This window comes from Bacillus sp. NPDC057893 (genome assembly GCF_042796455.1).
In the GTDB taxonomy this organism is placed as follows: domain Bacteria; phylum Bacillota; class Bacilli; order Bacillales; family Bacillaceae_G; genus Bacillus_A.
Genome location: NZ_JBHVNG010000001.1, coordinates 1,351,651 through 1,375,855 on the forward strand (window position 1 = coordinate 1,351,651; position 24,205 = coordinate 1,375,855).

At 35.0% G+C, this 24,205-nt stretch carries 23 protein-coding genes, 2 pseudogenes and 1 riboswitch; of the genes and pseudogenes, 18 read left to right on the forward strand and 7 right to left on the reverse strand.

Annotated elements, in window-relative coordinates; genetic code table 11:
- Window positions 1–110: 110 nt before the first annotated feature.
- Together cspB and ACFVQC_RS07245 are read left to right on the forward strand one after the other, a co-directional pair.
- Window positions 111–311, forward strand: coding sequence for a cold shock-like protein CspB (cspB, locus tag ACFVQC_RS07240; protein ID WP_001179147.1), 201 nt, complete (start codon window positions 111–113; stop codon window positions 309–311).
- Window positions 312–499: 188 nt separating this feature from the next.
- Window positions 500–1,354: an exonuclease gene (locus ACFVQC_RS07245; RefSeq protein WP_377893683.1), complete on the forward strand. Its 855-nt coding sequence runs from the start codon at window positions 500–502 to the stop codon at window positions 1,352–1,354.
- Window positions 1,355–1,489: 135 nt separating this feature from the next.
- On the opposite strand, the pseudogene ACFVQC_RS07250 reads toward ACFVQC_RS07245, so the two are convergent.
- Window positions 1,490–1,618: pseudogene (locus ACFVQC_RS07250) on the reverse strand (DUF3898 domain-containing protein); the annotation flags it as partial.
- A gap of 103 nt (window positions 1,619–1,721) precedes the next feature.
- Between ACFVQC_RS07250 and ACFVQC_RS07255 the strand changes: the two are divergent.
- The gene (locus ACFVQC_RS07255) at window positions 1,722–2,387 is read left to right on the forward strand and encodes an LbetaH domain-containing protein (protein ID WP_377893680.1); all 666 of its coding nucleotides are present in this window, start codon (window positions 1,722–1,724) and stop codon (window positions 2,385–2,387) included.
- 72 nt (window positions 2,388–2,459) lie between these two features.
- Here ACFVQC_RS07255 and ACFVQC_RS07260 read toward each other — a convergent pair.
- From ACFVQC_RS07260 to ACFVQC_RS07270, 3 genes and pseudogenes are all read right to left on the reverse strand, one after another.
- A pseudogene (locus ACFVQC_RS07260) lies at window positions 2,460–2,573 on the reverse strand (DUF3898 domain-containing protein); the annotation flags it as partial.
- A 170-nt stretch (window positions 2,574–2,743) separates the two neighbouring features.
- A complete protein-coding gene (locus ACFVQC_RS07265) occupies window positions 2,744–3,835 on the reverse strand; it encodes a DUF3900 domain-containing protein (RefSeq protein WP_377897868.1) in 1,092 nt (363 codons plus the stop codon).
- A 116-nt stretch (window positions 3,836–3,951) separates the two neighbouring features.
- Window positions 3,952–4,278 (reverse strand): hypothetical protein, encoded by a 327-nt coding sequence (locus ACFVQC_RS07270; RefSeq protein ID WP_002146390.1) that lies wholly within the window; start codon window positions 4,276–4,278, stop codon window positions 3,952–3,954.
- 465 nt (window positions 4,279–4,743) lie between these two features.
- Here ACFVQC_RS07270 and ACFVQC_RS07275 point away from each other — a divergent pair, with 465 nt between their 5' ends.
- From ACFVQC_RS07275 to ACFVQC_RS07295, 5 genes are all read left to right on the forward strand, one after another.
- On the forward strand, window positions 4,744–5,655 hold the full coding sequence (locus tag ACFVQC_RS07275; protein WP_002146391.1) for a VanW family protein: 912 nt from the start codon (window positions 4,744–4,746) through the stop codon (window positions 5,653–5,655).
- Window positions 5,656–5,878: 223 nt separating this feature from the next.
- A riboswitch (SAM riboswitch) is annotated at window positions 5,879–5,985 on the forward strand.
- A 68-nt stretch (window positions 5,986–6,053) separates the two neighbouring features.
- A complete protein-coding gene (locus tag ACFVQC_RS07280; protein WP_377893676.1) occupies window positions 6,054–6,722 on the forward strand; it encodes an amino acid ABC transporter permease in 669 nt (222 codons plus the stop codon).
- 19 nt (window positions 6,723–6,741) lie between these two features.
- Window positions 6,742–7,503 carry an amino acid ABC transporter ATP-binding protein gene (locus tag ACFVQC_RS07285; RefSeq protein WP_377893674.1) on the forward strand — a complete coding sequence of 254 codons (762 nt, stop codon included), beginning with the start codon at window positions 6,742–6,744 and terminating at the stop codon, window positions 7,501–7,503.
- A gap of 11 nt (window positions 7,504–7,514) precedes the next feature.
- Complete coding sequence (locus ACFVQC_RS07290; RefSeq protein ID WP_377897869.1) at window positions 7,515–8,306, forward strand: amino acid ABC transporter substrate-binding protein; 792 nt, start codon at window positions 7,515–7,517, stop codon at window positions 8,304–8,306.
- Between the two features lie 75 nt (window positions 8,307–8,381).
- Entirely contained in the window at window positions 8,382–9,290 is a 909-nt protein-coding gene (locus ACFVQC_RS07295; protein WP_377897871.1) for a VOC family protein, read from the forward strand.
- 46 nt (window positions 9,291–9,336) lie between these two features.
- On the opposite strand, the gene ACFVQC_RS07300 is transcribed toward ACFVQC_RS07295, so the two are convergent.
- On the reverse strand, window positions 9,337–9,855 hold the full coding sequence (locus tag ACFVQC_RS07300) for a GNAT family N-acetyltransferase (RefSeq protein ID WP_377893668.1): 519 nt from the start codon (window positions 9,853–9,855) through the stop codon (window positions 9,337–9,339).
- A gap of 313 nt (window positions 9,856–10,168) precedes the next feature.
- Between ACFVQC_RS07300 and ACFVQC_RS07305 the strand changes: the two genes are divergently transcribed.
- Window positions 10,169–10,846, forward strand: a complete 678-nt coding sequence (locus ACFVQC_RS07305) for an MgtC/SapB family protein (RefSeq protein WP_215571894.1) — start codon at window positions 10,169–10,171, stop codon at window positions 10,844–10,846.
- 203 nt (window positions 10,847–11,049) lie between these two features.
- Window positions 11,050–13,965 carry a collagenase ColA gene (gene colA, locus ACFVQC_RS07310; protein WP_377897873.1) on the forward strand — a complete coding sequence of 972 codons (2,916 nt, stop codon included), beginning with the start codon at window positions 11,050–11,052 and terminating at the stop codon, window positions 13,963–13,965.
- 35 nt (window positions 13,966–14,000) lie between these two features.
- On the opposite strand, the gene ACFVQC_RS07315 is transcribed toward colA, so the two are convergent.
- Window positions 14,001–14,504 carry a GNAT family N-acetyltransferase gene (locus ACFVQC_RS07315; RefSeq protein ID WP_377896310.1) on the reverse strand — a complete coding sequence of 168 codons (504 nt, stop codon included), beginning with the start codon at window positions 14,502–14,504 and terminating at the stop codon, window positions 14,001–14,003.
- A 254-nt stretch (window positions 14,505–14,758) separates the two neighbouring features.
- Between ACFVQC_RS07315 and ACFVQC_RS07320 the strand changes: the two genes are divergently transcribed.
- From ACFVQC_RS07320 to ACFVQC_RS07350, 7 genes are all read left to right on the forward strand, one after another.
- On the forward strand, window positions 14,759–15,157 hold the full coding sequence (locus tag ACFVQC_RS07320; RefSeq protein ID WP_002199739.1) for a DUF2871 family protein: 399 nt from the start codon (window positions 14,759–14,761) through the stop codon (window positions 15,155–15,157).
- Window positions 15,158–15,293: 136 nt separating this feature from the next.
- The gene (locus ACFVQC_RS07325; RefSeq protein WP_377897875.1) at window positions 15,294–16,685 is read left to right on the forward strand and encodes an FAD-binding oxidoreductase; all 1,392 of its coding nucleotides are present in this window, start codon (window positions 15,294–15,296) and stop codon (window positions 16,683–16,685) included.
- Window positions 16,686–16,691: 6 nt separating this feature from the next.
- Window positions 16,692–17,039 (forward strand): DUF4260 domain-containing protein, encoded by a 348-nt coding sequence (locus ACFVQC_RS07330; RefSeq protein WP_016096389.1) that lies wholly within the window; start codon window positions 16,692–16,694, stop codon window positions 17,037–17,039.
- Window positions 17,040–17,064: 25 nt separating this feature from the next.
- Window positions 17,065–17,601 (forward strand): GrpB family protein, encoded by a 537-nt coding sequence (locus tag ACFVQC_RS07335; RefSeq protein WP_377897876.1) that lies wholly within the window; start codon window positions 17,065–17,067, stop codon window positions 17,599–17,601.
- 180 nt (window positions 17,602–17,781) lie between these two features.
- Entirely contained in the window at window positions 17,782–18,387 is a 606-nt protein-coding gene (locus ACFVQC_RS07340) for an FMN-binding negative transcriptional regulator (protein WP_377897878.1), read from the forward strand.
- Window positions 18,388–18,623: 236 nt separating this feature from the next.
- Window positions 18,624–19,736, forward strand: a complete 1,113-nt coding sequence (locus tag ACFVQC_RS07345) for a response regulator aspartate phosphatase (protein ID WP_377895998.1) — start codon at window positions 18,624–18,626, stop codon at window positions 19,734–19,736.
- Window positions 19,736–19,927, forward strand: coding sequence for a Phr family secreted Rap phosphatase inhibitor (locus tag ACFVQC_RS07350; protein ID WP_002146407.1), 192 nt, complete (start codon window positions 19,736–19,738; stop codon window positions 19,925–19,927). The genes ACFVQC_RS07345 and ACFVQC_RS07350 overlap by 1 nt, the downstream gene beginning before the upstream one ends.
- A 746-nt stretch (window positions 19,928–20,673) precedes the next feature.
- Here ACFVQC_RS07350 and ACFVQC_RS07355 read toward each other — a convergent pair.
- Entirely contained in the window at window positions 20,674–22,140 is a 1,467-nt protein-coding gene (locus ACFVQC_RS07355) for a protein adenylyltransferase SelO (protein ID WP_377897880.1), read from the reverse strand.
- Between the two features lie 402 nt (window positions 22,141–22,542).
- On the opposite strand from ACFVQC_RS07355, the gene ACFVQC_RS07360 reads away from it, so the two are divergent.
- A complete protein-coding gene (locus ACFVQC_RS07360; protein WP_377897881.1) occupies window positions 22,543–24,159 on the forward strand; it encodes an FAD-dependent oxidoreductase in 1,617 nt (538 codons plus the stop codon).
- Window positions 24,160–24,205: the final 46 nt, after the last annotated feature.

Genomic DNA, 24,205 nt, shown 5'->3' on the forward strand with positions numbered 1-24,205 from the left:
AATGTTAAATCTCCTTCGGGGGGTTGCAGTTTTTTAAATTATAGAGTATTATTGTAAAGTGGTTGAAAATGAATATGTACATATAGGTACATTGTAGGAGGATTTTTTAAATGCAAAACGGTAAAGTAAAATGGTTTAACGCAGAAAAAGGTTTCGGTTTCATCGAGGTTGAAGGCGGAGAAGACGTATTCGTTCATTTCTCAGCTATCCAAGGCGACGGCTTCAAATCTTTAGAAGAAGGTCAAGAAGTTACTTTCGAAGTAGAACAAGGTAACCGTGGACCTCAAGCAACAAACGTAAACAAGAAGTAATTATGAAAAAAAGAAGGGCTTGCCCTTCTTTTTTTTTGCGTTCTTATTGAATATCCTCCAATGTACATATGATAATAAGACTGAATTTTTGTTTTTTTACGAGGTATTTCATGCATAAAGTGCATGAATAAATAAATACTGAAAATAAAGTATGTGTATGAAAAGGCATTTAGAAAGAGGTAAATAAATTGAAAAGCGCTACACAGTTCATTGTGTTTGATATCGAGAGGAATTTTAGACCGTATAAATCAGAAGATCCGTCAGAAATAGTTGATATTGGAGCTATAAAAATAGATGTGAGTACAATGAAGGTTATTGGAGAATTTTCAGAGTTAGTAAAACCAAGTGCCCCATTAACTCGTCATACAACAAAATTAACTGGAATTACAAAGAAAGATTTAATTGGTGTAGAGAAATTCCCTCAAATTATAGAGGAATTTATTCAGTTCATCGGAGAAGATTCTATATTTATTTCATGGGGAAAAGAAGATTATCGTTTTCTATCTCACGATTGTACATTACACGGTGTAGAATGCCCATGTATGGAAAAAGAGAGCAGGTTTGATTTGCAAAAGTTCGTTTTCCAAGCGTATGAAGAATTGTTTGAACATACGCCAAGTTTACAGTTCGCAGTAGAACAGATCGGTTTAACATGGCAAGGGAAGCAACACCGAGCTTTAGCAGATGCTGAGAATACAGCAAATATATTTCTTAAAGTATATGGCGAGAGAGATATTAACAAACGATATAAAAGACATGGTGAGCTTGAACTTGTAAAGAACGGGAAACTAACAGAAAAAGCGAAAAAAAAGATGCGGAAATGGGTATTTAAAGAAATGAGAAAAAATACAGAGCATCCTTTTGTATGGAGTGCATTCGAAAGCAGTGACACGTGGGAAAGTATAACGGAAAGATATTATATAAGTGAATCTGCAGTAGAACTTCTAAAAAAACACTTTCCTACGGCGGTGAGAAAAGCGGAGCGGCAGCTTAGGTATTTGGCTGAGATGGAGAAAGTGCAGGAAGAGGGAAAGGTAACGTAAATGTATTAAGGTAGCTAAGGCTAGTCCTTGTTATGAGGAGAATTTATTAGTGAGCAATGTAAAAACTCCTATTCCATTTATAGATATAGGAGTTTTTTAGTATTTATTTTTTAAGTCAATTGATCGTTCAGAGTTCTATTCAATCCCACCCGGATCATATCCAAACTGCAGTTTCTTCTCAATCCGCTCAATTACATCCTGCAATTCATCCGGCTTTAGAAATTCAATCGGAGGGAACCCTTTCTCAAACGTAAGCGAATCCGCCAGCAAGTCCCTATAATACTGTATTAATCTTTTAACAACTTGTCTCCAAAATAGCAGCATGTACATAAAATACTGTATATATGATTTTAAAGGAGATGTTTTCTTGACGAAAAGAAATTGTAGAAGTCACAATCAGTCGTTTGCTCCCTTTATCAGCCCCAATCCTATTACCTCATTTAATCCGATTAAACGTTATCCAAAAATTGATAAAACAGCTTTTATAAGTCCGTTTTCTAGTGTGATAGGCGATGTGAGAATTAAAGATAATGTATATGTAGCTCCTAATGTAAGCGTTCGTGCGGATGAAGGAACTCCATTTTATATTAGTTCAAACACAAATCTGCAAGACGGAGTTATCTTACATGGTTTATTGAATAAATTTGTTTCTGTTGATGATAAAAAGTATTCCATCTATATTGGAAAAAAAGTAAGTATTGCGCATGGCGCTCTCATTCACGGTCCTTGTTATATAGGGAATAAGGTGTTCGTCGGTTTTAAAGCAATTGTGTATAATGCGATTATTGGAGAAGGAACGTTTATTTCATATAATGCAGTAGTAACAAACGGTGTGCGTGTTGCGACGAACAGGTTTGTGCCGCCTGGAGCCAATATAGATACACAAGAAAAAGCAGATGCACTTTTTCGAGTACCAAAAGACGAAGAAGAATTTGCACGAGAAGTACAACGTGTAAATCAAGAATTTCCTGCGTCTTACAACTTATTATTCGGTTCGCATCGTTGTTCGTGCGGAATGCCGTACAATCATTAAAAATCGGCAGTTTTTGAGAGGAAGAAGCTGTATAAAGAGCATGTACAGCTTCTTTAACATTATAAAAATATATTAACTCTTATTTTGGATTTTTTGCATAACTATTCGTAATTCATTTGGCTTTAGAAATTCGATGGGAGAGAGCCTCTTCTCAAACGTAAGCGTAACAGCCTCGATCATAAGTACATTAGAAGAAAATGGTCAGACTTTCGATTGGTTAGTAAGGTGGAATTTTATAAAAAAAGTGGTTTTAGTATTCATATACCTATAGTGACCACAAAATAGATATGAAAATGTGACCAAAATAAAAGAGCGCTTGTTAACAGCGCTCAGTAAAAATAGTTATATGGAAGCATTTATTCAATTCCATTTGGATCATAAGAATACTGCTGCTTATTCTCAATCCGCTCAATCACATCTTGCAATTCATCTGGCTTCAGAAACTCAATCGGAGAGAAGCCTTTCTCAAACGTAAGTGTATCAGCCTCAATCATTAATACGTATCGGTCATTTACCTTTGCGATATGTATTAGGTCTCCGAAATCAGCAAGCAGGGCCTTCACAGAGATATGATCTGCTTTTAGCTTTAATTCTACTTCAGGAGCGTGCTCGACAATTTGAGCAGTTGCTTCCATTACTTCCTCTGTTGAAAACTGTTCCATAATTTCGCGTTTTGGACTGGCAGCCCATACTTCCATCGCTTGGTCAAATTGTTCGCGTTCTTCAGTACCTTCTTCAAATACATCTTCAATTTGGTCATATACCATGTCCATTACTTGTGTTTTCATAATTTCAGGCATAGAGCGTTCGTACTCGACGAATTTTAAGAAGTCTTCAAAGTAGCGGGCGTGTGATGCCTGATGTATTTTTAGTTCGCCAGGCTCGACCATACCTTCTTCAGGCATGTATGGATATTGGATAGATTTCATATTCTTTGTTGTGATGGCCATTTCAACGTTACGAATAAGTGTTGATTCATCAGAAATGGAAGCAACCTTTGGTTCGAAGTCACATTTCATTACGAATACGAATGGATCATCAAAGTATTTGCGTAGTTTTGCTTGAGCGATTAAAAATATACCACCACGTACAGCGCTTGTGTCAAGGTATGTATAAACGAGAGGTTCGCTCATATCTTTGAAGTTTTCTTTTGTTTCTGCAAAGCGAATACGATTAAATAAGTTGTAATGAGGGTTTGAATCAAATTCGTGCCCTTCTTCTACAATAAAGCGACCAATCTTTGTTGGGGCTTGTTCTGTTTTTGCGTGACGTTCTACTTTTCGCTTTGAAATTTTTAATAATTCACCATTCAAAAATTCTTTTAAAGAGCTATCTTCATACTCTTCAGCGTCTAATGTTTGAAAATGTTTATAGCGTTTATCAACTGCTTCACCTTTTCCTTCAACTTGTACTACATAAAAGGAAAGAAAATTTATTTCAAAATCCATATTTATCACCTTGTTTCATTTCATTAACTCTTATCAGTATAGAGATGGAAAAAACTTTCGTCAATTTATATAAGGAAGGGGGAGTCCCTTCCTTATATATTTGTTATTTTTCGAAATTAAAAACCATCTTCTAATGCTGAAAATGGAATGTTTAGTCTATTTTCTACTGTACGTAAACGCTGATTTAAGCGGTTTAATCTACGTGTATGACGCTCAACTGTGTTTTCTAGTTGACGTACTCTTTGCTCAAGCTCATTTACTCGTCGTTCTAGTTGACGGTTTCCAGTGCCAGGAAAAGAGATTGGAAGTTGAAATTGTCGATTTTGATCATATGGATTAACTTCTTCTGTTTGGTCAATATATTGTTCGTATTGTGCTTGTAAATCATACTGAGGTTGGTAACCATATTGGTTATATGGATCATAAGGATTGTAGGGATACATAAAAACATCCTCCATTTCTTTATAATAGGTTAAATTCATCATAATGTATGAGCAAAAGCGGAGTAGTGGCACGGCAAATACCTATATACGCTGAAGGGATTAATTGTTTTTACCTATAAAAACTCGGTTTAAGTTGTTTAATAATGATCACATATGAGAAATCGGTATTACGGTTTTTGAAGCATGCAGGTGAATAGAGAGGTGAAATGAAAGAGTTTTACATTTGTATTTCATCTGTTGAATGGTATATACTGGATATAAATAGGTTGCATAAAAGTTACAATCTTATCAAACTCGAAAATTTATATAAATATGTATAGACATTTACAAAAGAAAAGAGTAATTTTAATAGAGTAAAAAACAACTTGTAACATTTTCTAAATATATTGTAAAATGATTGTAACAAAAGATACATAAAATGAAATAATACATAAGAAATGATGTTGGGGAAAAGGAGAGAGTATATTGTTCCGTAAAGTAAAGGGTATATTAGTAGGGGTGCTATGCGTAGCTGTAGTAAGTGGTTGTGGTACAAAAGTAAGTGATGTGGCATTAGTAAGTGATATCGGTGGGAACGTTGTGGAAGCTAAGGCTGAAGTGCAGGATAACATTAGCTTAGTGGATGGTCGTACTGGTACTGAAGTGAAGAAACTAGATTTATCGAGTTTAGGCTATTTTGAAGATGAAGCGAAATTCAAAAAATCGGTAACGAAGGTTGCTGGTGAAGTTGGGAAAAGCGTCGATAAAAAGATGGTTCCTTCACGTTTAGCACCTGATGGAAGTTGGCAAGAGGGAAAACCTGCGTATGAATTAATGGAAAAAGAGTTAGTAGACAAATTATTAAATGTAGGTATGTGGGATTCTACTTATCAGTTACCAATTGTGGAGAAAAAACCTACTGCAACATTAAGTGATGCGCAAGGCAGTGGTACTGTAATTGGTAGATATGAAACGAATTTAGGTGGTTCAACAGGTGGTCGAATTGAAAATATTCGTTTATCTGCTCAGAGCGTAAGTGGAGTTGTTTTAGCGAAAGGAGACCGTTTCTCTTTTAATGCACTAATTGGAGATACAACACCAGATAAAGGGTACCAATTAGGAAAAGAAATTGTAGATGGTAAATTAGTAGATGGATATGGTGGTGGTGTTTGTCAAACATCATCAACGTTATATAATGCGGCAGATCAAGCCGGTTTGAAAATGGTAGAGAGAACGACACACTCTAAAACAGTAGGTTATGTCCCGCAGGGAAGAGATGCTACAATTGCATATCCATATTTAGACTTAGTATTTGAAAACACGAATGATGCTCCTGTTAAGCTTTATATGGGCATTCAGGGCGGAAAGTTAGTTGCTGAAGTACATAAAATGAGATAAATATCATAAGCTATAAGAATAAAAGATTTGAAGCCGGTATTTCTAAGTTTGTTAGAAGTACCGGCTTTTTGTGTACAGTTTATTAAGAATAGTAATTTTGATGGTGTATTGTTTGTATGTTCGAAAAAAGTGTGGCTTTAATTCTTAGTTTTCCTATTGACATTGTTTTGATTTACCTGTATTCTTCATAATAACAAATTAATAAATGGAAAAATTTATTAGTTTTTTATCAAGAGAGATGGAGGGACTGGCCCGATGAAATCTCAGCAACAGGCTATAAAAGTACTGTGCTAATTCCAGCAAACGTATGAGGCGTTTGGGAGATGGGGGAAATGGATTAACATTCAACTCTTCTTATATGTGTAAGAAGAGTTTTTTGTCTAGAAAGGGGGAGCAAAGTGAAATTTGATGTGGCGTATTTTTTAGAAAGTTTTCCGCAATTATTTAAGTATGTATACATAACTTTAGGGATTACTGTTGTTTCAATGATTATTTCTTTCGTTATAGGGATTGGCCTGGCGATCATTACAAAAAACAAAACGAAATTTTTATATCCAATTGCAAGGGTGTATATCTCTTTCTTTAGAGGAACACCGTTATTAGTTCAATTGTTTGTGTTGTATTTCGGATTGCCACAAATATCTCCGGCTTTTACAGTACTTACAGCTATGCAAGCAACTTTAATTGGTCTCAGTTTAAATAATGCTGCTTATTTGTCAGAGATAATTCGAGGTTCATTAAATGCTGTAGAATCAGGACAAATGGATGCTTGTTTATCAGCAGGAATGACAAAAGCACAAGCGATGCGACAAATCATCTTTCCGCAGGCTATTCGTGTAGCTGTGCCGTCACTTGGAAATAATTTTGTTGGATTGTTAAAAGAATCTTCGTTATCTTTTGCACTTGGGGTGGCTGAAATTTTAGCGCAAGCGAAAATGCTAGCGGCGCAATCGTATCGTTATATGGAAAGTTATTTAGCGGTAGCGATTGTGTATTGGATTATTACAATCGTAATTAGCTGGGGGCAGAAAAAGTTAGAAAAGAAACTTGATGCACCGTATTTATAACAGAAATGAGGTGAAATATGTGATTGAGATAAGTGATTTGTATAAATCCTACAAACATAATGAAGTGTTAAAGGGAATTTCACTTACTGTGAAAAAAGGGGAAGTAGTAGTAATTATTGGACCTTCTGGTTCAGGAAAATCGACACTACTGAGATGTTTAAATTTATTAGAACAACCGAATGACGGAAGTATTAGAATTGAAGATTTAGAGATTCATGCGAAGAAACTTTATAAAAAAGAAATAATACAATTACGGCAAAAAACAGCTATGGTTTTTCAAAACTATAATTTATTTAAAAATAAAACAGCATTGCAAAATATTACAACACCATTAACGGTTGTACAGAAAAAAAGTGAAGAAGAGGCAAAGGGAATAGCGAGAGGAATATTAAAACAAGTAGGCTTAGCTGATAAAGAAGATTTTTATCCGGCAATGTTATCCGGCGGGCAACAGCAAAGGATTGGGATTGCTAGAGCAATGGCTTTAAATCCAGCTGTACTTTTGTTTGATGAACCGACTTCAGCACTTGATCCAGAATTAGTTAATGAGGTATTGCAAGTTATTAAAGAATTGGCAAGACAGCATATAACGATGGTTATTGTTACACATGAAATGAATTTTGCAAAAGAGGTGGCGGATCGCATTATATTTATGGCTGATGGAATTATCGTAGAGCAGGGAACGCCAGAAGAGATTTTCCGAAACCCACAAAATGAGCGTACGAAAAAGTTTTTACGGCAATTAAATGCTTCTGAAGAAGGCAATCATTTCGTTATTTAGGAGGAAGAGTTATGAAAAAATCGTCATTATTACTAACATTAGCATTAACGGTGTCGGTAGGGATTTTGTCTGCTTGTGGTTCTAATGCAGCAAGTGAAAAAACAAATGAAAAAGTAGTGAAAGTTGGGACTTCTGCAGGTCGTAGCCCATTTATTTTTAAAGAAGGTGAAAAAGTAACAGGTTTTGATGCTGAAATTATTGAAGCGGCTGCTAAAAAGGCTGGATATAAAGTAGAATGGAATGTTTCTGATTTTGAAGGATTATTTGGTTTATTAGATTCAGGTCGTATTGATACGATTGCAAATGAATTATCCGTTTCTCCGGAAAGAAAAAAGAAATATGATTTTTCGATCCCGTATGTGTATTCAGGTTCTGTTTTTGCGGTGAAGAAAGATAATAATACAATTAAATCGATAGAGGATCTAAAAGGAAAAACTGTAGGTGTTGGACTTGGTACAGCAGGCGAGCAAGAGTTAAAAGCTTTAAATAAAAATAATGCTTTTACGATTAAAACGTACTCAGAGGATCCAACGGCGGAATTGAACGAAGTAGGATTTGGACGCGTCGATGCTTATTATAATGATAAAGTTCAAGTGGAAACAACAATAACAAAGGCGAAACTAGATAATGTCAAAGTTGGATTTGGTCCACTTGAATGGGGAGAGATTGCATTTCCATTTGCAAAAAAGAGTGAAAAGTTAGAAGATATAAATAAGGCGCTAAAAGAATTAGAACAAGATGGAACATTAAGCGAAATATCGGAAAAATGGCTAAAAGTTGATGCTACAAAAAAACAAAATTAAGGTGTATTCGTTGAATAGAGTTATTGCCTATCAACTTATATAAAAAACTAAAGGAAACTGGAGAGGAAGTTATTCATGGTACAAATTCATCCAAAAACACGTATTGGTCATGTGGAATTTAAAGTGAAAGATTTAGAGAGTCAAATTGCTTTTTATGAGAATGTAGTAGGGTTAGAAGTAATTAAGCAAGAGGGGAATAAAGCATATTTAGCTGGAAAAGGTGGTAAGAATGCTTTACTCGTTCTTGAGCAGGTGGAAGATGCAGCGCTTCAAGAACCACGTACGACGGGTATATATCATGTCGCTTTTTTAGTTCCAACTCGTGAAGCTTTTGCCTCGGCACTATTTGGTGTTATTCGTAATAAAAAGGTAATTGATAGTCCGATTGAGCAAGAAGGACGTTATACATATTCAAATGAAATTTTACCAATTTCAAGGTTTAATAGCGCAAGTGATCATACGTATAGTGAGGCGTTTTATTTACAAGACTTAGAGGGTAATGGTATCGAAATATATGCAGACCGTCCGCGTGATCGATGGGGAGAGGGACCAGGAGGGAGTACGCCACTTGATTTAAAAGAACTAGCAAAGCTCGTTGATTATGAGTTTGATGGATTACCTGCTGACACTGTCGTTGGGCACGTGCATTTACGAATAGCTGATGTCGAGAAGTCACATGAGTTTTATGTAGATACAGTAGGTTTTGAAGTACAACAGCGTGAAGATGATTGCTTATTTATTTCGGCAGGAGGTTATCATCACCATATCGGTGCAAATACGTGGAATGGGGTAAATAACCCGCATCCACCAGTACATGCAACGGGACTAAAAGTGTATACGATTGTACTGCCTCATAAAGAAGCGTTAGATGAAGTAAAAGAAAGATTAATAGAAAAACAACATGAAATAAATGAAACAACAAATGGATTTACAGTAGTAGATCCGAGTGGTATTACAGTGCAGTTTGAAATAGAAGCAGTATAAAAGGAGCCAGAAAGTGTGTAATCACTTTCTGGCTTTTTTTGATTATTTAGAGTTCAATCCAATACCTTCTCACAACATTACCATCTTCTTCAGTGAAATCTTCATCACGGAGACCGCCGTTATGTAAAATCGTTTTCTCTGAAGCTGTATTCACTTCATCGCAAACGACAAGTGCTTTCGTGATGTTTAATTCTTTCGTTTTTTCTAATGATAACTCTAGTAACTTTGTAGCATATCCTTTTCTTCTTTCAGAAGGGCGAATGCCATAACCGATATGGCCGCCAGCATTAAATAAATGCTTCGTCAAACTATGACGAATATTAACTGCTCCCAAAATTTTATTTTCATTTGTAACGAGCCAATACGTAGAATCTGGTACCCATGTTTTAGGTATATTTATTCCGTTATGTGCCTCGTGTAATTCTTGAATCATTGCCGTGAAATTAGAAGGATCTTTTGAAATAACCCACGGAATCATCGTTTCATCGCTAGCTTTCCATTCGTTATAAAAATCTAAGTATTCTTCTTGTAAATCGGTAGTAGGTGTAATTAAAGAGACGTTCATTGTTTATAGGCTCCTTTGATTGACGTTTTATTTCATAAAATTGTGGCGTTAAATGAAAGTGTTTTCTTATTTTCTCAACCTCATTTTATGCAATCCACATTCCTTTTTTAAATAAAAATTAGTTTCGGTTTGAAATTTACAGTTTTTCATATGAAAAGTGGTTTGGTTTTTATTTATGTTAATATTTAAAATATTAACATAAATCGGTTGGTATATTAAGTATATTTTAATGAAATGCTTTTATATCGATAAACGGATGTCTGTGATAATTTTTATTTTATCTATCTATAATGAATGAAAGGGGGAAGTGCCCGTGAGCTTACATATTGATTTTATTATACGAATCGGTGTTGCCGGTTTATTAGGAGCAATAATTGGTATTGAAAGGGAAATTCGATCAAAAGAAGCTGGATTAAAGACTCATTTCCTCGTAGCGGTAGGAAGTGCTTTAATAATGGTTGTTTCGAAATATGCCTTTTCAGATATTGTATTTAAAGATCATATGTCTCTTGACCCAAGTCGTATTGCAGCGCAAGTTGTTAGTGGAGTAGGGTTTTTAGGTGCAGGTACAATTATTATTCAAAAGCAGGCGGTGAAAGGGTTAACGACAGCGGCTGGTTTATGGGCTACAGCAGGAATTGGATTAGCAATTGGAGCAGGTATGTATGTAGTGGGCGTTGGAGCGACGATTCTCGTTTTAATTGGTTTAGAGATTGTAAGTCGTATTTTTAAGGTGCAATTTTTATTTCCGCAAAATATAACATTGCAAATTTGTATGAATAAACATGAAGCGGTACAACAAATATTAGAGACGCTACAAGTGAAAGGTATTCCAATACTTTCATATGAAGTGGAATCTTTACAGCGAGATACAGGTGTAGTTTATAAGGTAGGAATGCAACTGAAAAATATATCACCTGAAGAAAAGAATGCATTAATTCAGTATATGCAAACATTACCGGAAATCACGTTTATCAAGTTAAAATCATAGCGTTGAAAAAGGGGTTAGATGTAGCAGGAATTTCGCTATTATCTATCCTTTTTTGACACAAATGGCATGGAGAATCAAGCGTTAATTTTGCTTTAAATGGATACGTGTGTGAACGTTACCTTATTTTTTCTCAATACATAATAAATAGTCAGAATAGTAAAATAATGAAGTGGGACACTAAAAAATGTAAGGTAGGGGAGAGCATGAAAGGCTATTCAAAAAAAGTGTTAGTAGGGGTAAGTTTTGCTAGTTTAATGTTAGGTAGTTTTCAAGGGAACATATTGGCGGAAGATACTAAGGGAGAGCAAGTTTCTTATCGCAATGTGCTCAAAATGGAGCCGGTTGGTGTACAACTGCCAGTGCAAGAATTAGCTCATTCATCGAAAGTATTAGAAAGCAAGTCTTTTGAGAAAAGGCTACAATTTGCTGATTTATCGCAAAGACCACCTGAAGTAAAAAAGGAAAGTAAGCAATTAGCTGTAGCCAAAACATATACAATTGCTGAATTAAATCAATTAAGCAATCAGCAGTTAGTAGATTTACTTGTAACAATCGATTGGGAGCAAATTACGGGGCTATTTCAGTTTAATAAGGACAGCCTTGCATTCTATCAAAATGATAGTAGGATGCAGGCGATTATTGATAAATTGAAGCAGCAAGGACAAGCTTACACGAAGGATGATTCAAAAGGGATTGAGACATTAGTAGAAGTATTGCGCTCTGGATTTTATTTAGGGTTTTATAATACGGAATTAAGTAAACTAAATGAGCGGAGCTATCATGACAAGTGCTTGCCGGCGTTAAAAACGATTGCGAACAATCCAAATTTCAAGCTCGGTACATTGGAACAAAATAGAGTTGTATCATCATACGGAAAATTAATAGGAAATGCTTCGAGTGATGTGGAAACGGTAACATCGGCTGCAAAGATTTTTAAGCAATATAATGATAATTTTTCTACATTGGTAGATAATCTTTCAGCTGGAAATGCGATTTACGATATTATGCAAGGTGTTGATTACGATATTCAATCGTATTTGTACGATACGAGAAAAGCACCGAAAGATACAGTATGGTATCAGAAAATAGATAGTTATATTAATGAGTTAAGTAGATTTGCGTTAATGGGAACGATTACAGAGAAAAACGGATGGCTTATTAATAATGGCATTTATTATACAGGTAGACTCGGTACATTCCATAGTACAGGGACAAAAGGATTACAAGTTGTAACAGATGCGATGAAAATCTATCCTTATTTAGGTGAGCAATATTTCGTAGCAGCTGAGCAAATTACGACGAATTATGGCGGGAAAGATGCAAATGGTAAATTGGTTGATTTAGATCAAATACGAGAAGATGGTAAGAAAAAATATTTACCAAAAACGTATACGTTTGATGATGGGGCAATTGTTTTAAAAGCCGGAGATAAAGTGACTGAAGAGAAAGTGAAACGTTTATATTGGGCAGCAAAAGAAGTGAAGGCACAATTCCATCGTACGGTTGAAAGTGACCAACCTTTAGAAAAAGGAAATCCAGATGATGTATTAACGATGGTTATTTATAATAGCCCAGCTGAGTATCAATTTAATCGTCAATTATACGGATATGAAACAAATAATGGTGGTATGTATATAGAAGGAACAGGAACGTTCTTTACTTATGAACGTACACCAGAAGAAAGTATATATAGTTTAGAAGAGTTATTCCGACATGAGTTCACGCATTATTTACAAGGTAGATATGAAGTGCCAGGACTTTGGGGACAAGGTAAGTTTTATGAAAATGAGAGATTATCTTGGTTTGAAGAAGGGAATGCTGAGTTCTTTGCAGGTGCAACGAGAACGGACAATGTCGTTCCAAGAAAGAGCATTATAGGAGGACTATCTTCGAATCCAGCAGAACGTTATACGGCAGAGCGAACGTTAAATGCAAAGTATGGAACGTGGGATTTCTATAATTATTCCTTTGCTTTACAATCGTATATGTACAATAAGAGATACGATATGTTTGATAAAGTTCATGATCTTATTAGGAAAAATGATGTAACAGCATATGATGTATATCGCTCTGCTTTAAGTAAAGATGCCAATTTAAACAAAGAGTATCAAGACTATATGCAAATGCTTGTTGATAACCGTGAGAAATATAATGTCCCATTAGTATCAGATGATTATTTAGCAACTCATGCACCGAAACCAGTTTCGGATATTGCGGCAGAAATTACAGCGGAAGCGAAATTAAATAATGTATCGGTAAAGAAAAATAAATCACAGTTCTTTAATACATTTACACTGCAAGGAACGTATACAGGTACTGCTGCAAAAGGAGAATATGAAGACTGGAAAACAATTACGCAAAACGTTAATGATACGTTAAAACGTTTAAGTGCAAAAGAATGGACAGGCTATAAAACTGTAACAGCTTACTTTGTGAATTATCGTGTGAATGCATCAGGGCAATTTGAATATGATGTTGTGTTCCACGGTATTAATACAGAAGAAGGTGCTGTGAATAAAGCGCCAATAGCGGTTATTAATGGTCCGTATAGCGGAAATGTGAATGAAGCAATCTCGTTTAAAAGTGATGGATCAAAAGATGAAGATGGGAAAATTGCTTCTTATAACTGGGAGTTCGGTGATGGTGCGGTAAGTAATGAGCAAAATCCAACTCACGTATATACAAAAGAAGGAACGTATACGGCGAAATTAACAGTAACAGACGATAAAGGATTAACTAATACTGCTACAACAAGTGTAACGGTTCAAAAGAAAGAAGATAACAGTGTAGAAAAAGAGCCAAATAATTCATTCCAAACGGCAAATAAACTGCAGTTAAATCAAGTTTTACGTGCTAGTTTAGGAAACGGTGATACGAGTGATTACTTTGAAATAAATATAGAAACTGCGAAAAACCTTCAAATTAATGTAACGAAGGAAAATAATATCGGAGTAAACTGGGTTCTTTATTCAGAAGCAGATTTAAATAATTATGTTACGTATGCACAGCAACAAGGAAATAAATTAGTAGGTAGTTACTATACGTATCCAGGGAAGTACTATTTACATGTATACCAGTATGGTGGTGGAACAGGGAATTATACGGTAGAAGTGAAGTGAAAAAAAGGGCCGCCATTCATGGCGACCCTTTTTTGTTATGCGTTATACCCGAATAATTTTAGATCTTCTCCTGAGTCTGAAATTATTTTTTCGAATCGCAATCCTACTTTTTCTAACAGCGTACCTGAAGCAACATTATCTATAGAAGTAATTGCTACAATTCGTTTCATTCCTAGCTTCTGTACACCGTATTCCATTACCGCAGAAGCTGACTCGTAGCCGTATCCTTTCGAACGGAATTTTTCTAAAAAGGCAAAGCCGATATCGACATCTTCTAATGAATCTCTTTTAATAAGGCCGCACATGCCAAGTGGAGTGAAATCTTCTTTTCGTTCAACTAAGTACAGACCAAAGCCCATTTTATTATACATATCGACGGGTCCGTTTAAGATGTAATTTTTTGCATCTTCTAAGTTTTTAACCCCTTTATTACCAATAAACTGAATCCATGCAGGATCGTTTACTAACTCGAGAATGAACGGAGCATCTTTTACATCGAGCCAGCGAAGAGTGAGTCTTTCAGTTTCAAGAACTATCAATCTATCGCACCCCCTTTAAAAGTTATAACAATTAGTATGGATTGTGCGAAATAAAAGTGCAAGTTATTTTAATTGAGAGTTACTGTTCACATAAAGTTCGATTGTTTTGTATAAAAGGATATTTTATAATTAGGATTGATTGTAAAGAGTGAGATACTTATACAATGACTCCTAGGAAACTAGGAGTTTTTACTATATAACTATCATTATTACTAAATATGACACACTACACATTCTACTTAAGGAGGTACATAATGAAGAAATTATATAATGCATCGTTTACTTATTTGATTATCGGTTTATTGTCAGGAATATTTGCTAGGGAGTATGGGAAATATAAAGGGATTTTAGGCTCTACTTTATTAAATCTTTTGCATACGCATACGTTAGTACTTGGCTTTTTCTTCTTTTTAATTGCTTTAGGATTAGCAAAAGTATTCGCGTTTCATGAAGTGAAAGGATTTAATAACTGGTTTATTTTACATAATATCGCATTAACTTTAATGCTAGGTTCGTTGGCAGCGAGAGGGCTTCTTCAACTAAATGGAGCGGACTTTAAAGGGTTAACTTATATTGTAGGATTCTCTCATTCTATGATGGCATTTACTTTAGTTTGGTTTATGATTTTATTGAAGAAATCGTCTAAGATGTAATTTTAAAAAAGAACTTGTAGGGAATACTGCAAGTTCTTTTTTATATATAAAATTATATAAATTTCACTATTCTGATTATTTTGTATAAAAATGGTATAATTAATGTGGAGTAAATAATATAAAAGGAGAGTACGTAATGGAAATAACAATTGAACGTTTAGTAAATGAATTAAAGGATGTACTTCCTGAAGATCAAGTAGTGGTTAATAAGACGGTAAGAGAGTTACATAGTAAAGATGAATCTTACCATAATAGTAGTTTACCTGATGTAGTTGTTTTTCCAAAAACGATGGAAGAGGTTAGAGCAATAATGAAAGTAGCGAGTGAGCATAAAAAACCTGTCATTCCATTTGGAGTAGGTTCTAGTTTAGAAGGTCATATAATTCCTTATGAAAAGGGGATTACAGTTGATTTTTCATTAATGAACAAAATACTTGAAATAAGAGAGAAAGATTTTCTTGTGAAAGTACAACCAGGAGTTACTCGTTCTCAGCTCAATAAAGAATTGAAAAAGTACGGTTTGTTTTTTAGTGTAGATCCAGGTGCAGATGCAACGTTAGGAGGCATGGCTGCTACGAATGCGAGCGGAACGACAGCGGTTAAGTATGGCGTAATGCGTGATCAAGTTCGTGATTTAGAAGTGGTGCTTGCTGATGGGCAAGTGATACATACTGGCAATTTAGCGGCGAAGTCATCATCAGGTTATCATTTAAATGGTATTTTCGTAGGATCAGAGGGTACGCTCGGATGCTTTACAGAGCTAACTTTAAAAGTATACGGCATACCAGAACATATTATGGCTGCGAGAGCATCGTTTCCAACTATAAATGATGCAGTAGAAGCTGTTATTACTATACTGCAAGCTGGCATTCCAATTGCGAGAATAGAACTTGTTGATGAACTCTCTATGAAACAAGTAAATCATTATAATGAAACAAATTATAGAGAAGAACCAACACTGTTTTTAGAGTTTCACGGAAATGAAGCAGGTCTAACGCAAGATATCGAGTTTACGAAGGAAATTGTTTTTGATCATAAATGTAAAGAAGTTGCTTTTGAAACTGAAACTGCGGCGAGAAATAAATTATGGGATGCAAGACATAACTTAGCATACTCTTACGTTCATAGTTACCCTGGTAAAAAGCTAATGAGTACGGATGTTTGTTTACCAATTTCGGAATTAGCTGGCGCAATACAACATGCGAAAGAGACATTAGATAAAGTTGGTCTTGTTGGTGGTATTCTTGGTCATGTAGGAGACGGGAATTTTCACGTGCTCTTAATGATTGATCCAAATGATAAAGATGAAGTGAAAAAGGCAGATGAAATAAACGAAAGTATCGTACTGTATGCTCTTAAGCGTGGCGGAACGTGCACAGGAGAGCACGGCGTTGGAATAGGGAAGCAGAAGTATCAAGAAGAAGAGCATGGGGCTGCGCTTTTAGTAATGGAAAAAATAAAGAAAGCTCTTGATCCGCAAAATATTTTAAATCCGAATAAAATTTTTAAGTTAAAAGATAAGGAATGATGAAGTTTGGAGAAACGAATTATACATTTTGAAGGATTGGTCGTCTTATTAGCTGCGATTTATATATATGCATTATGTGGATTTAGTTGGTTATTATTTATCGTATTACTTTTTGCACCTGATTTAGCAATGGTGGCGTACGCTATCAACAAACGTGTCGGTGCACAAATTTATAATCTATTTCACACATATATCATATCAATATTACTTGTTTTAATAGGGGTCTATTTAAAGATGGATACGATTTTAATGATTGGTTTAATATGGACAGCACATATTGGCATGGATCGAATGATTGGGTATGGATTGAAGTATGAGACGGATTTTAAGGATACGCATATTCAGAGGTTATAAAAGTGATTTGAGAAGGATGGATCAATTGAAACGATTTATTACTATTGAGAAATATAATACACAATGGGAAAGTGAATTTTGTAAATTACAGACATTTATTAGTAACGTAATGGGAGAACTCATTCTTTCTATAGAGCACGTTGGGAGTACATCTGTTAAAGGTCTTGCTTCTAAACCGATATTAGATGTCGATGTTGTAATAGAAGATTATGATGTTTTTTCTAAAGTAATAAAGAGACTTGAACAGATAGGTTATTTTCATCAAGAAGAGTCGAGTTTTAAGGGGAGAGAGGCTTTTGGGAGAAAGGGTCAATATGTTCCGAGGGACGGGAAGAATACAATTTGGATGGAACATCATTTATATGTATGCGATAAGAATAGTGAAGAGTTAAGAAGACATGTAGCGTTTCGTGAGTATCTTCGTGGAAATCCAAACGTTGTTATTGAATATGGGAAGTTAAAGAAAGAGTTAGCAGAAACGGCGGGAAATCGCTTAAATTATAGCTTAGGTAAAACGGAATTTATTGAATATGTATTAGAAAAAGCTATGAAGGATCGTTGAATAAGGGAATTTGTATAAATAAAAAAATTGACTAAGGTGGCAGAAATCATATAATGCCACCTATTATTTTTGAAACAAAGGTTTTACTATATGCACTGACCTTATAAAACAATTATCATCTGTCCCTGCCCAATAATAAAGTTCATAAATATAATAAGAAGATAAGAAAAGAGGGCGTTTATGTACATACCAAAACATTTCACTATACAAGATGAAGAGAAGAAGTACGAAATTATTGAACAAAATAGCTTTGCAACTTTATTTTCTCAACATAACGGAAATCCATACGCAACGCATTTGCCGTTATTGTTAAATAGGGAAGTACTTACTTTATACGGGCATTTTGCACGTCCGAATGAGCAGTGGAAAGATAGTGGAAATCAACAAGTGTTAGCTGTTTTTCAAGGGCCACATAGTTACATCTCTCCGTCATGGTATGAAACAAATAAAGCAGTACCAACATGGAACTATGTTGCGGTGCATGTATATGGTGAGTTAGAAATTGTTGAAGATGAACAGGAATTAATAGATTCTCTTCAAGATTTAGTACATAAATATGAAAATCCAAAGAGCACCTACTCACTGAATGATGTAGATCCGAATTATATGGAAGGATTAAGTAGGGGAATAGTTGGGTTTAAAATAAAGATAAATAAAATAGAAGGAAAAGCGAAGTTAAGTCAAAATCATTCTGTGGAGAGACGGAAATTAGTTGTAGAAGAACTTGAGAAAGTTGGTAGTGAGGGGAGTAAAGGGATTGCAGGGTTGATGAAGAAGGGTGTTTAAAATAATGGTGGAGTGTGAATACACATTTATAAAGTGTTAATATATTGTTTTTATAGTGATTTAGACGCTGTATTTATGAGGGGCAATTTTCTTTAGTGTTTTAAAAAAATTACAGCATGTGATTAATTTAATGGATTTAATGTTAAATAAATGTTGAGAAATATTAATGAGGTATTTATATCTTAATATCTATTTGTTATTATTTGTGTGAGAATATTCAAAAAAAGGGGGATCTTATGAACATTCCAGTGAAGGGAAGCGAACAGGTTACAAAGCAACTTAATGAATGGTATCAAGCAATATTACAACAACAATTGTCAAAAGCAACTAATTTAAAACAAGAAATTGATAAAAATATTGATGTTTTGAAACAAGAATCAAATAAAATGTTGCAAGAACAAAATTTATTATATTATTTCTTACTAGATTTTCGTTATAAAACGCTTGTTGATAGATTTAGTATCACAAAGAGAAGCTTTGACGAAATAGATTCTTTTAAAATTCCGACAGATGGTTTCTTATCTTATTATTACCATTTTTGTAAAGCGGTATATGCTACTATATTTAAAGATTATAAAGAAGCGAAAAAATATTATGAAAAAGCAGAGTTTTTTTTGAAAGACGTTCCAGAAGAAATCGAACACGCTGAATTTCAATCTAAGTTAGCCTTATTCTATCATAATAATAATGAACCACTTTTAGCTATTCACTATGCAACTATTTCAAAAGATATCTTCTCTAAACACCAAGGTTATGAAAGTAATACTGCTTCTTGCGAAAATACTATTGGAATGAGTTGTGTATCTCTAAAACAGTTTGAACAGGCCGAGGAACATTTAAATTCTGCATTAAATTTATTACAAAAAAATAATGAAGAAAGATTAATTTCATTCGTGCGGCACAACTTAGGGTGGCTATATGCAAATCAAAACCTTTCTGAATTAGCTATCCGTCACTTATCAGAAGTAACAGAGAAAATACCTAATCATCTCAAAGCTGTTTTTTTACAAGCAAGGGAATATTCTAAGTTAGGTGAAACAAATATATCTTCTACTCTTATTGAAAAAGGATTGGAACTTTGTTCAGAAGTAGAGAATGAAGAATATACACATCATTTCAATATTTTAAAAACATTAAATAGTAGTATGACTATCGAGGAATTAAAAAGGGTAATTGTTGCGGGGATTTCTTATTTCAAAGAAGAGGATCTTTCTTATTATGTAGAAGAATATGCTGAGGTGATGGCAGCTAGATTATATGAGGTGTGTGATTATAAAACGTCTAGTGAATATTTTTGTTTAAGTCTTGAAGCAAGAAAAACAAATTTAGCTAAAGGGGCGTTAAAATAATGAAGAAACTGAGTTTAATGGTAATGAGTTTAGCTGTTACAGGTATTACAGTTTTTACGATAAATACTACTCCAAAGATTCAACAAACAGCAACCGCAAATAATGTCGTCAATAAGTTACAATCGACTCACGGAGAAGGGTGGTCTCCAACGAGACCTGAGTTAGTATACTTAGAGGGAAGACAACTCTAAAGTATTATTTTAAGAGTGCTAGCTTAAGTTGATATTATTTACTGGCTTGTAAACATTAAAAGTTTACAAGCCAGTTTTTTGTTGTTAGAGCTACCTTCAAATTATGTTGAAAGCAATCCATCATAATCTGAAAAATATTGTAATGAATTTTAATAAAAGATTGTGGAGGAATATAGTGAAAATACTGGAGCATGCAAATTCTCATTAGTAATATTAAAATGGATTCATTCTCTTCTCCTTTATTTTTATCAACATTTGTACAATAGCTGGATTTTTATATTCGGGAATAGTTGTTCCTTATCGATGTACCTGGATATAATAAGAAAAACTGAAGATTGAATAGAAGAATTTTAATAGAACAGTTACCAAGTTAACGCATTAGAAGGTAAAGGATTTGGAAAGAAATAGGTAGGAAGTAAAGAGCTCTCTTTTGTTCGTGACAGCTTGTTTGGTGTATGTACCTTTTTCGCATGGGAGGAAATTGATAGAGGTGATAATATACAACTGTAATCACATAGAATATGCTATCGATATGTAATACATAAAAGAAACGCAAACTAGAGTATTAAATTACATTTTTTTCACAAGATGGAGAAAAAATAGAAAAGGTGTTTTTTATACGAAAACACCTTTTCTATTTATAATGTTCCTTTATGGCAAATAACGAATCGTGTACTTGAATTTAGTGGGAATTACACTAATAAATAATACAATTAGGAGCAGAAAAACAGTCTTAGTGCTCTAAATCACGTCCCGCAAAAAGTCCTATAAGGACGATTTGTCGGCGCTGGAAGCGTGCAGTAATCCGCTTGTTCTTGAGAATATTCATAAGGATTTGCTAACGCTTGAAGAAGTTTCTCCATTACGCTATAGTCTCCATCTTTAACAGCTGCTTCTAGTGCTTCTTCTACTCTGTGGTTTCGAGGGATGATTACTGGGTTGTTATTTTTCATTAATTTGTATGCATCATCTCTCGATTCTTTTTGTCTTTCTAACCGAGGTTGCCATAGCTCGTACCATTCTTTAAATTCAGGACTTTCAAATAAAGGTGCATTTTCTAATGTAGTGTCAGTTAATGCACGGAATGTATTTGTATAATCTGCTTTATATTTTTCCATTGCTTTTAAAAGTTTCTCAATAAGTGATTGATCTTGCTCTTCATTGCTAAATAGTCCTAATTTCTTCTTCATTCCGAGGAACCAATTGTTTTCGTACTGCACGCTAAACTTTGAAATTTCATCTTGTGCAATCTTTAGCGCTTCTTCTTCATCTTCGTGTAGAATCGGCATTAAAGATTCAGCTAATCGTGCAAGGTCCCATGCAGCCATATAAGGCTGATTTCCATATGCGTAGCGGCCTTTTACATCAATAGAGCTAAATACTGTTCCTTGGTCATAACTATCCATAAAGGCACAAGGACCGTAATCAATCGTTTCACCGCTAATCGTTATATTGTCAGTATTCATTACGCCGTGAATGAAGCCGACGAGTTGCCATTTGGCGATGAGGCTGGCTTGTTTCTTAATAACTTCTTGTAGTAATGAAACGTATGGATTTTCAGTAGATTCAATTTCTGGATAATGTCTTTTTATCGTATAGTCAGCTAACGCTTTGAGATCCTCGATTGAGCCGCGAGCTGCAGCGTATTGGAATGTTCCAACGCGTATATGACTGCTTGCAATCCTTGTCAAAATAGCTCCAGGTAGCTTTGTTTCGCGATAGATTGGTTCGCCCGTTAAGACTACTGCTAAACTGCGAGTAGTTGGAATATCAAGCGCGTACATCGCTTCGCTAATAATATATTCACGTAGCATCGGACCGAGTGCAGCACGGCCATCACCGCGGCGCGAATATGGAGTTGGGCCGGAACCTTTCAATTGAATATCAAACCGTTCGCCTGAAGGGGTGATTTGTTCTCCAATTAAAAGGGCGCGACCATCTCCTAACATGTTGAAATGACCAAATTGGTGTCCAGCATATGCCTGAGCTAGTGGATGAGCTCCTTCTGGAATAGTATTTCCAGCTAAAATGGCAATTTCAGCGTCCTTTTTTAGTTCCTCAGGATTAAAGCCAAGAGATATTGCTAAAGAATTATTTAGTTTAATTAACTCCGGTGAGTGTACAGGAGTTGGGGGGATTTCGGTGAAAAATGATTTGGGCAGGTCAGTATAACTACTCTCTAAATTCCAACCAGTTTCGTTTTTATTAGTCATCGTATCTCCTCCTTTGTGTGTGTGTTTGAAATTTGAATTGTAATTGGTTTTTAATTATTTTCTTGTACTTATATGTATTCTGTGTGAGGTAAACTAAAAATATTATACGTTTATTGTAAATGATCCCCTTGAAATCTATTGTAAGGACTTCATTACATTGTGTCCATTTAACTGTCAAAAAAACAAAAAGAGCCTTCGTTATATAACGAAGGCTCTTTTTGTTTTTTTCCTTTTATTCATACACAGTCTTCATAGTTGTAGATGTATAAAAGGAAAAAAGAAATTTGGGGCGTAATCTATCTATATGATAATTCAAAATGAAATATAAGTCTATATTTTCGTTGATTTTTTGATTATATTTATGTCGCTGAGCTCAGAAGAATATATGTGGAGGGAAAATATATGAAATCAAAACATGTACCAGTTTTAATTGTTGGAGGGGGATTATCAGGATTAGCGTCTGCGTTATTTCTTGGAAAACAGAACATTGAGTACTTACTTATTGAAAGGCATCCGTCTACTGCAATTCATCCGAAAGCAGGCGGGATTACTTTTCGTACGATGGAGTTATTTCGAGAATTAGGTCTAGAAAAAAGAATTCGATTAGCTGGTAAAGCATTAGAGAATTGTCGCGGGAGAATCGCGGTTCAAACAATAGCTGAGGTTAAGAATGAAGAGTTGGAACAAATAAGGGCGGCTCAGTACGAAAATAACGAAAAGTTAGTTCGTAAAGTGAAAAAGATTAGCCCATCAAAACAAACTGCTTGTTATCAAATTACTTTAGAGGAGATGATGTTACAAGAAGCACAGAGATTAGGCGGGAAGCTATCTTTTTATCATGAACTAGTTTCTTATGAGCAAAATGGAAACGGAGTAATCGCAACGATTCGAAATCGTGAAACGAAAGAAGAGAGCATGATTCATTGTGATTATGTAATTGCAACGGATGGAGCGAAAAGTAAAATACGTGAACAGTTAGGTATTTTAACCGAGGGCCGTGGTACAATCGGTGGTTATTATATGAACATATATTTTGAAGCAGATTTAAGTGAATGTATTAAAGGAGACGCATTCGGTTTTACTATGATACTAAATCCAGAAGTAATTGGTGCGCTTATTCCAGTCGATAACGAAAGTAAATGGATTTATCATGTAGCTTATGATCCAGTAAAAGGGGAGCGACCAGAGGATTTCTCTATAGAACGCTGTAAACAAATTATTCAAACTGCAATTGGAAGTACGGATATTAAGCCAGAAATATTAAGTGTTTTGCCGTGGGAAGCGAGTGAAAGTACAGCGGTGAAATTTCAGGACAATCGCATTTTTTTAGTTGGTGACGCGGCACATATTATGCCGCCAACAGGAGGATTCGGTTCAAATACAGGGATACAAGATGCACATAATTTAGCTTGGAAATTAGCGGCTGTTATAAAAGGGAAAGCAAATCCCAAATTATTAGAAACGTATCATGAAGAGAGATATCCTGTTGCGAAATTAACGACGGACCATGCGAGTAGTATATTATTTCGTGCAGCGAATAGAGAGGAAGGTAATTTGAGTAATATGGATAGTTTAGCTGTCACTGCTGGTTATCAGTATTGCTCAGAAGCAATTATAGACGAATGTAACACTTCGCATAGAATGGATATAGTGGATTTGAACGGACGCCCTGGAACGCGTGCACCACATTTTTTTGGAACTTATGGAGGAAAAGAAGTTTCGATACTTGATTTATTTGGTAGCAACTTTGTATTACTTACTGAGGCAGGGCATAGTGCTTGGACTGAAGCGGCACGTGACGTTTCATCTGAATTAGGAGTAAGTATAAAAGTATATCGGGTTGGTTTAAGTGGTGATTTCATCGATCAAGGTAACTCTTTTAGAAAATTATACGGGATAGAAAATGGAGGAGCGGTAGTAATAAGACCAGATGGATTTATAGGGTGGCGTACGGAAAACGAGGTCTTAAAGCCGAACGAATTACTTGAAGACGTAATGAAGCATTTATTGTGTAATTAAATAAGAAGCACTGCTTGTATTTCAGCGGTAAGTTTATGTAAAAAGG